Annotated in this window: 8 protein-coding genes; 3 read left to right on the forward strand and 5 right to left on the reverse strand. The window is 38.4% G+C overall.

Translation table 11 applies throughout. The features are described from left to right. The first annotated feature begins 6 nt into the window (after nt 1–6). Complete coding sequence (locus E4661_RS09775) at nt 7–702, forward strand: zinc metallopeptidase (RefSeq protein WP_136466767.1); 696 nt, start codon at nt 7–9, stop codon at nt 700–702. A 68-nt stretch (nt 703–770) separates the two neighbouring features. Here the strand turns inward: E4661_RS09775 and E4661_RS09780 are convergent, their stop codons facing one another. From E4661_RS09780 to E4661_RS09795, 4 genes are all read right to left on the reverse strand, one after another. Then, entirely contained in the window at nt 771–1,289 is a 519-nt protein-coding gene (locus tag E4661_RS09780) for a ferritin (protein ID WP_136466769.1), read from the reverse strand. 130 nt (nt 1,290–1,419) lie between these two features. Further along, a complete protein-coding gene (locus tag E4661_RS09785; RefSeq protein ID WP_136466771.1) occupies nt 1,420–1,740 on the reverse strand; it encodes a hypothetical protein in 321 nt (106 codons plus the stop codon). 39 nt (nt 1,741–1,779) lie between these two features. Then, on the reverse strand, nt 1,780–2,250 hold the full coding sequence (locus E4661_RS09790) for an Lrp/AsnC ligand binding domain-containing protein (protein ID WP_136466773.1): 471 nt from the start codon (nt 2,248–2,250) through the stop codon (nt 1,780–1,782). 48 nt (nt 2,251–2,298) lie between these two features. Further along, a complete protein-coding gene (locus E4661_RS09795) occupies nt 2,299–3,672 on the reverse strand; it encodes a saccharopine dehydrogenase family protein (RefSeq protein WP_136466775.1) in 1,374 nt (457 codons plus the stop codon). Between the two features lie 79 nt (nt 3,673–3,751). Here E4661_RS09795 and E4661_RS09800 point away from each other — a divergent pair, with 79 nt between their 5' ends. Next, nucleotides 3,752–4,150 carry a DUF423 domain-containing protein gene (locus E4661_RS09800; protein ID WP_136466777.1) on the forward strand — a complete coding sequence of 133 codons (399 nt, stop codon included), beginning with the start codon at nt 3,752–3,754 and terminating at the stop codon, nt 4,148–4,150. A gap of 9 nt (nt 4,151–4,159) precedes the next feature. Here the strand turns inward: E4661_RS09800 and E4661_RS09805 are convergent, their stop codons facing one another. Then, nucleotides 4,160–5,137, reverse strand: coding sequence for an SH3 domain-containing protein (locus E4661_RS09805; protein ID WP_136466779.1), 978 nt, complete (start codon nt 5,135–5,137; stop codon nt 4,160–4,162). Nucleotides 5,138–5,314: 177 nt separating this feature from the next. On the opposite strand from E4661_RS09805, the gene pckA reads away from it, so the two are divergent. After that, complete coding sequence (gene pckA / locus E4661_RS09810) at nt 5,315–6,931, forward strand: phosphoenolpyruvate carboxykinase (ATP) (RefSeq protein WP_136466781.1); 1,617 nt, start codon at nt 5,315–5,317, stop codon at nt 6,929–6,931. Nucleotides 6,932–7,105: the final 174 nt, after the last annotated feature.

The following is a 7,105-nucleotide window of genomic DNA, read 5'->3' on the forward strand; positions in this document are numbered from 1 at the left end:
ACAATTATGATGACATATTATATATTGATAGGTGGAATAGCGCTTTTGAGCTGGATAGTCAGCAGCCGTTTGAAGAGTAAATTCAAGCACTATTCCAAAATTCATCTCCGCAATGGCATGAGTGGAGCCGAAATCGCCCAAAAGATGTTGGACGACCATGGTATTCGTGATGTAAAAGTGATATCAACGCCAGGAATGCTTACAGATCACTACAATCCAAAAAATAAAACTGTTAACCTTAGTGAGGGGGTATACAATCAACGCAATGCTTCTGCAGCAGCAGTTGCAGCTCACGAGGTAGGTCATGCGGTACAACATGCCCAAGCTTATGAGTGGTTAACTATGCGCTCCAAATTGGTGCCTGTGGTAAGTGTCACTTCTGGAATGAGTACATGGGTTGTTTTTGGAGGGTTAATGCTTGGTGCCGCAGCTGGCGTAGGCTTAGGGTATTATATAGCTGTAGCTGGACTAATTATGATGGGATTGGCCACAGTCTTTAGCTTTATTACCCTCCCGGTTGAATATGATGCTAGTAATCGTGCTTTGGCGTGGTTAAAACAAAAGAATATGGTAAGCCAACAGGAATATGCCGGTGCGGAAGATGCGCTAAAATGGGCGGCACGAACTTATTTGGTTGCTGCCTTAGGAGCATTGGCTTCATTGGTATATTGGGCCTTCCAAGTTTTTGGGGGTAGGGATTAACAAGGAGAAAATAGAACAAATAAAAAACGGAGCCCCTAGAGGCTCCGTTCTTTTTTGGTTGGATTTAGTTAGTTTATCCAGTTGCCGACATGGTCGTCGATGACTTGTAATCCTACGCCATCTGTACCTGTAATGGCAATCATATCCAAAATATCACGGATTGTGTTTTCTTCTTCCACTTGTTCCATTACAAACCAATCTAAAAAGCGCTCTGTGGTAATGTCGTCCACTTTGCGTGCATTTAAAACAATATTGTGTATGGATTTTGTCACAGCCGTTTCGTGCTCTAATGTAGCTTCAAAAACTTCAATAATGGATGAATAATCGTGGTTGATATTGGTGACCTCTGGTGAATAGGGACTTCCACCCACATCAATCAAAAAGTCAAAAATTTTCATCATGTGCTCTCTTTCTTCTTCGGACTGTTTGCGAAAAAATTTTGCACTTGTAAAAAAACCATTTTGTTCACACCATGATGCCATGGCTAAATATGTAGCGGAAGCATGGGCTTCCATTTTTATCTGATTGTTGAGCAAATCCATGGATTCCACCTTAATGCTCATGGACTGTCGTGCTATATCTTTCATTGGTAAAATTTTATCGTTCAAAAATTCATTTTCCAATGTAAAAATATGGAATTCGAGCGGTAAATTTTCCTCTAACCCTTTATTTTAAAGCTGTTTAAGACTGAATAAAAATAAGAAAACGTGACAAGGGTCAAGCAGCAACAGTCTTGCTATTCGCAGAAATGCCAAGTAACGCAAATCCGTGCTCAACAAGCTCTTTTAAATCAAGGACTTCGAAGGTGTTTAGAATGAAGAGATGTTCTTTGTTACAAAGCTGCAAAAGTTCAAAACCATGTTTGTTCAAATCACCGTCAAAATGATTCTCAATGGTAATGGACATTGCTTTATGTCTTAGTGCCAACAATTGGCAAAATGACATACGAACCACTTTTTGTTCAAAATCAACGTAAAAGCAACGTTGATTTTCCGATTGGTATAAAGTGTAATATGTGGACCGATAAACCACTTTCATGAGGGCAAAAATAAATGTTATTTAGACTTAATCCAAATATTAAATTTGAATCTGTCGGTCGAGTTGTTGATTTAAAGAAATGAAAGTTTCGGTTCTGGAAACACCTTCTATTTGTTGGATACGTTTATTTAATACATGCATCAGGTGCTCATTGTCCTTGCAGAGCACTTTAATTAATATAGACCAGTTCCCCGTAGTATAATGGCATTCCAATACTTCGGGGATTTTTTCTAGTTCTTTGACGGCTTTTGGGTTAGACATGGCCTTATCCAAAAAAATACCAATGTAGGCCATGGTGGTATACCCTAAAACTTTGGGGTTGATAATGAATTTGGATCCCGATAATAACCCTGATTTTTCCAACTTTCGTAAACGCTGGTGAATAGCCGCTCCTGAAATTCCGATATTCCGTGCAATCTCCAGAATTGGCGTTCGGGCATCATCCATTAGATACCTAAGTATTTTTTTGTCAATTCCATCTATTTTTACAGAAGTGTTAGTGTTTCTCATGCGAAAGCTTCAAAATTGAAGCTAAAGATACCCAAAAACTAAAAATAGTTAACTCCCAATCGAATCGGGATTATAGCCTAGGTAAGGAACCTCAAACTCCTTAAAAGTTATTCCATACGTTTTTAATTCCTCAAGGATTGGCCGATAGACTTCTTTACTAATGGGAATTTGAACCCCAGGAGTTGTGATTTTTTCATTTAAGATTTGAATTGTAGCCATGGCCACTGGCAGCCCTACGGTTTTGGCCATGGCAGTATGACTTTGGTTTTCGCCAAGTACCACCATATTGGCATCAATCTGTTTTTTCTTCCCACCTATTTCATAGCCAAACTTGTGGTACATAACTATCATGTCCTTTTCATCTTCTTCCAAAGTCCAGCTATCTTCTAAAATATATTGCAGCATTTTGGCAGGCGTTGCATTTTTGATAGGAATTTTTTTGGAAGGATTAAAAAGATCTAGTTCCAAAAGTTTGCCCCATCGGATATCATCCTGATCTATCTTTAAATAGTGGCGCAACTTCAGTTCGACGGAATCTGTAGGTGAATAGGGAAGGAACAGATTCACAAAATCACGGTAAGACATTCCTTTCGAGTTTTCTATAATATAGCTGTCATCTGTCATGCCCAACATTACAAACACGTGCCATGCTTTAGAAAACCCAACTCGGCGCATGGTGCCGCGATATAATGTCAATGCATCCTGAAGTCCATAAGCCTCTCTGTAATTTAAAGAATCACGATTTGGGTATACCTCAAAAGATCCATAATCTTCAATATCGACTATCTCTGTTCTGCGAAAGAGTTTTTGGTAAGGGATGTATTTGTAGGTACCTTCCTGAATAAATTTGGCCGCACCACCTTGTCCGGCCAAAACCACATTTCTAGGGTTCCAAGTGAATTTATAGTCCCAAAGGTTTGAATTTTTGGAAGGAGCGACCAAACCTCCGGTAAACGATTCGAAAAGAAGCATTTTTCCGCCCTTGCTTCGTATACGATCTATGACTTCCATAGCACTCATGTGGTCAATGCCTGGGTCAAGACCGATTTCGTTCATGAAAACAAGTCCATTTTTTTCAACTTCTTTATTTAAAGCAGCAATTTCCTTACTTACATAAGAAGCCGTAACCAAATGTTTTTTATGTAGTACACAATCTTCGGCGATTTTGATATGAAGCCTTGCAGGCAACATGGAAACCACAATGGAAGAAGAAGCAATCAATTTTCTTCTGGCATCATCATTAAAAATATCCAAAACGACTACTGTGCAGCTGGGGTGAGATGAAATACTGGGTGAAATATGCTCTGGATGAAGGTCACCAATGACAAGCTGAAGATTTTCCTTTTCTGCATTTGCAAGAATATAATCCAATAAATATGAAGTGGATTTACCTGCTCCTAGAACCAAAATAGTACGAACCATGTGTTTTGTTTACTTTTGATTAAAACGAACACTAAAGTATCAAATTGTTATATTTCTAAAAAAACAACTTTACAAAGTTATGAACAAAACAATTTTGGTTACAGCTATAGCCCTTGGATTACTGGCAATTACGTTAGGGGCATTTGGGGCACACGGGCTTAAGAAAATAGTAGATGCTGCCGCTGTAGAAAGTTTTAACACTGGCGTTCGATACCAAATGTATCACGCCCTTTTTCTTCTTTTTCTGGGTATTTGGGATGGAATTGCGCTAAAGCAAAAAAGAATTGTTTTCAGTTTGGTTTTGATTGGAGTTGCTATGTTCTCGTTCTCCATCTATTTATTGGCATTAAATCAACTGACTTCCTTCGATTTTAAGAGAATTGGGTTTATAACCCCAATTGGAGGGATTTTCCTGATTTTGGGATGGTTCCTTGTGGGCTTTTACATGTTCTCTTCAAAACAGAAGAGTAGCGCATGACACCATGGGTCAGTTTCTTCTTTTTGACGTGTTGAAGCCAAAAACCCATCCTTCCTGTCCATTATAGTTGATTTTGTACCATCGATCCGTATTGTTGTTCACCTCTTCCAAAGAACTGCCTTGAGCGATTATATTACAAACGTCTCCCTGTTTTACTTGAAAAACAATGTTCTCAGCATCTACTTTCGGTTCACTTCTAACATTTGTGACCATAGCGGTAATACGTAATTTGTTTGAGGGAAGCTCATATTCTTCATATAATTCAATATTAACAGCTACTTCTCCCTCTTCATCAAATAATTCCTGGTTTACAAGATGGATTAATTTGGCTTTTTTAAAGGCAGGGTTGTTTACGATGTTTTCCAATAGATCGTATTTTTTGACACCGGTTTCTTCTTGCGCCCGCCAATAAAGAATACCCATTTTAACATCAAGCTCGGTTGTTAGAATGCTATCTGTATTTTGAATCCATCCATTCAACTCTTTTTTTAGACCTACAACCTTATGCCACCCTTCCTGTTCAGTTTCTAATAGAACAACCATGTCAATGGGCTCAATTTTTTCACCTTCAAAGGTCATTATGTCTGGTCTTTTATAAAGTTCTGTGGCATTTTCAACTATGCCCAATTTTCCACTCATGGCAAATAAATATTCATAGGCCCAACCTTCCGTTCCATCGGACAACTTTAGTTTGATGTATTCCTTATTGTCATCTGCTTGTTTTTTCTCGTTAAGAAATTGAACAGTTTCCCCATAATAAATGGTGGCAAGGTATTTTGCGTTTTTTCTTCCAGGTTGATCACGTAAACCAACTTTTGGCCAAAGGCAAATAGCATTCGCAATAACACCTTTGAATACTGTTGTTGAATCGGAGGTATTAAAGATCTTAGCAGATTGGGAATTCTCGTTCTTGTTGGACTTTGTATCGTCTTTGCAACCTACTAATAAAATAAAAGCCAGTGCTAAAATTGATGTTGTCGTTTTCATAATCTTAATTTTGTTTTATCATCTCTGAATAATAGATTAAATAAAGGAACTGGAGGATATAAAATTGACGGATGGGTGTTTTGAATTGATGGATTATTGTTTTTGGGCTTTTAGCTTAACAAACAGTGTTTAAAATGTTATATTTTTCTAGCTTTGTCCCAACTTAAAATTAACTTGATGAATACGCCTGACTCAACTACGAAATCGATTTCGTTGAAATCTTACGGAATCAACCATGATCGAGTACATTATCAGCTTTCTTCTGATGATCTGCACAAGATTACGTTAGAAAAGGACATGGGAAAAGAAGCTTCATCGGGAGCTTTGGCCATAAATACCGGAGAATTTACGGGAAGGTCACCTATGGACCGTTTTATTGTGAAAGATGAGATTACTGAAGAAAAAGTATGGTGGGGAAATATTAATATACCCTTCGAAAGTGAAAAATTTGACAAGCTGTATGACAAAGTCATAGCTTACCTTAACGAGAAGGAACTGTTTGTTAGAGATTGCTATGCTTGTGCGGACTCGGCCTACAAACTCAATATCAGGGTAATTAATGAATATCCTTGGTCAAATATGTTTGCGCACAACATGTTCTTGAGACCAACTGAAAATGAATTGGAAGGTTTTGAGCCCGAATGGACAGTGGTTAACGCTCCGGGTTTCGTGGCGAACGCTGACATAGATGGAACTAGACAGCATAATTTTGCCATTCTTAACTTTTCCAGAAAAATTGCATTGATTGGAGGTACTGGATATACCGGAGAAATCAAAAAAGGGATTTTTTCAGCATTGAACTTTATACTTCCAGTTTTCAAGAACACCTTGCCTATGCACTGTTCTTCCAATATTGGAGAAAAAGGAGATACGGCAATTTTCTTTGGACTTTCAGGAACCGGTAAGACCACACTTTCCACTGATCCAGACCGCAAGCTGATTGGAGATGACGAGCATGGATGGACGTCTGATAACTCAGTTTTTAATTTTGAAGGAGGTTGCTATGCAAAAGTGATTGATCTTTCAAAAGAAAAGGAACCTGAAATTTATGGTGCTATAAAAAAAGGAGCCATTCTTGAGAATGTGATTATGAATGATAAAGGAGAGGTTGATTTTACAAACACTTCAATTACTCAAAATACTCGAGTGAGCTATCCTATTCACCATATTGAAAATATTCAAATACCCTCTATTGGAAAAAACGTAAAGAATATCTTTTTTCTGACCGCAGATGCTTTTGGGGTATTACCTCCCATTTCTAAACTAACACCTGCCCAGGCAGCATATCACTTCATTTCGGGATATACCGCTAAGGTGGCAGGTACTGAAGCTGGAGTAGTAGAGCCACAACCTTCGTTTTCTGCTTGCTTTGGAGCACCTTTCATGCCATTGCATCCTGCTGTATATGCCGAAATGTTGAGTAAAAAAATGCAGGAATCCGGAGTGGATGTCTGGTTGATCAATACGGGTTGGACAGGAGGTCCATATGGAGTTGGCAAGCGAATGGAGTTAAAATATACCCGTGCGATGATAAGTGCGGCAATGAGCGGTGAATTAGGGCTGTATAATTACGACAGATATCATATTCATTCTGTTTTCGGAGTAGCGCAACCTAGAGAATGTCCAGGAGTTCCAACTAGTGTTTTGAGTCCTAGAGCCACATGGAACGACGATGATGCTTATTATAAGACCGCATTTAAGTTAACGAATGCCTTTAGGGAAAACTTTAAGAAATACGAAGCATACGCCAGTGAAGAAATTAGGCGTGGAGGACCGCAACGATATGCCTTCTAAGTAAAAAGGCCCGATTCATTGAATCGGGCCTTTTTTATATTATAAGTTGTAATAGTTAAGACTTAATCTGACAATCTTAATAAATTAGTTTAACCCTTAAATTAGATTTGTCAGATGAGTACAGAAGAAAAGATCATCAAACCAAAGTTAGGATTATTAGAACTTGCCAAACAA

Source organism: Flagellimonas onchidii (genome assembly GCF_004804315.1).
Classification (GTDB): domain Bacteria; phylum Bacteroidota; class Bacteroidia; order Flavobacteriales; family Flavobacteriaceae; genus Flagellimonas; species Flagellimonas onchidii.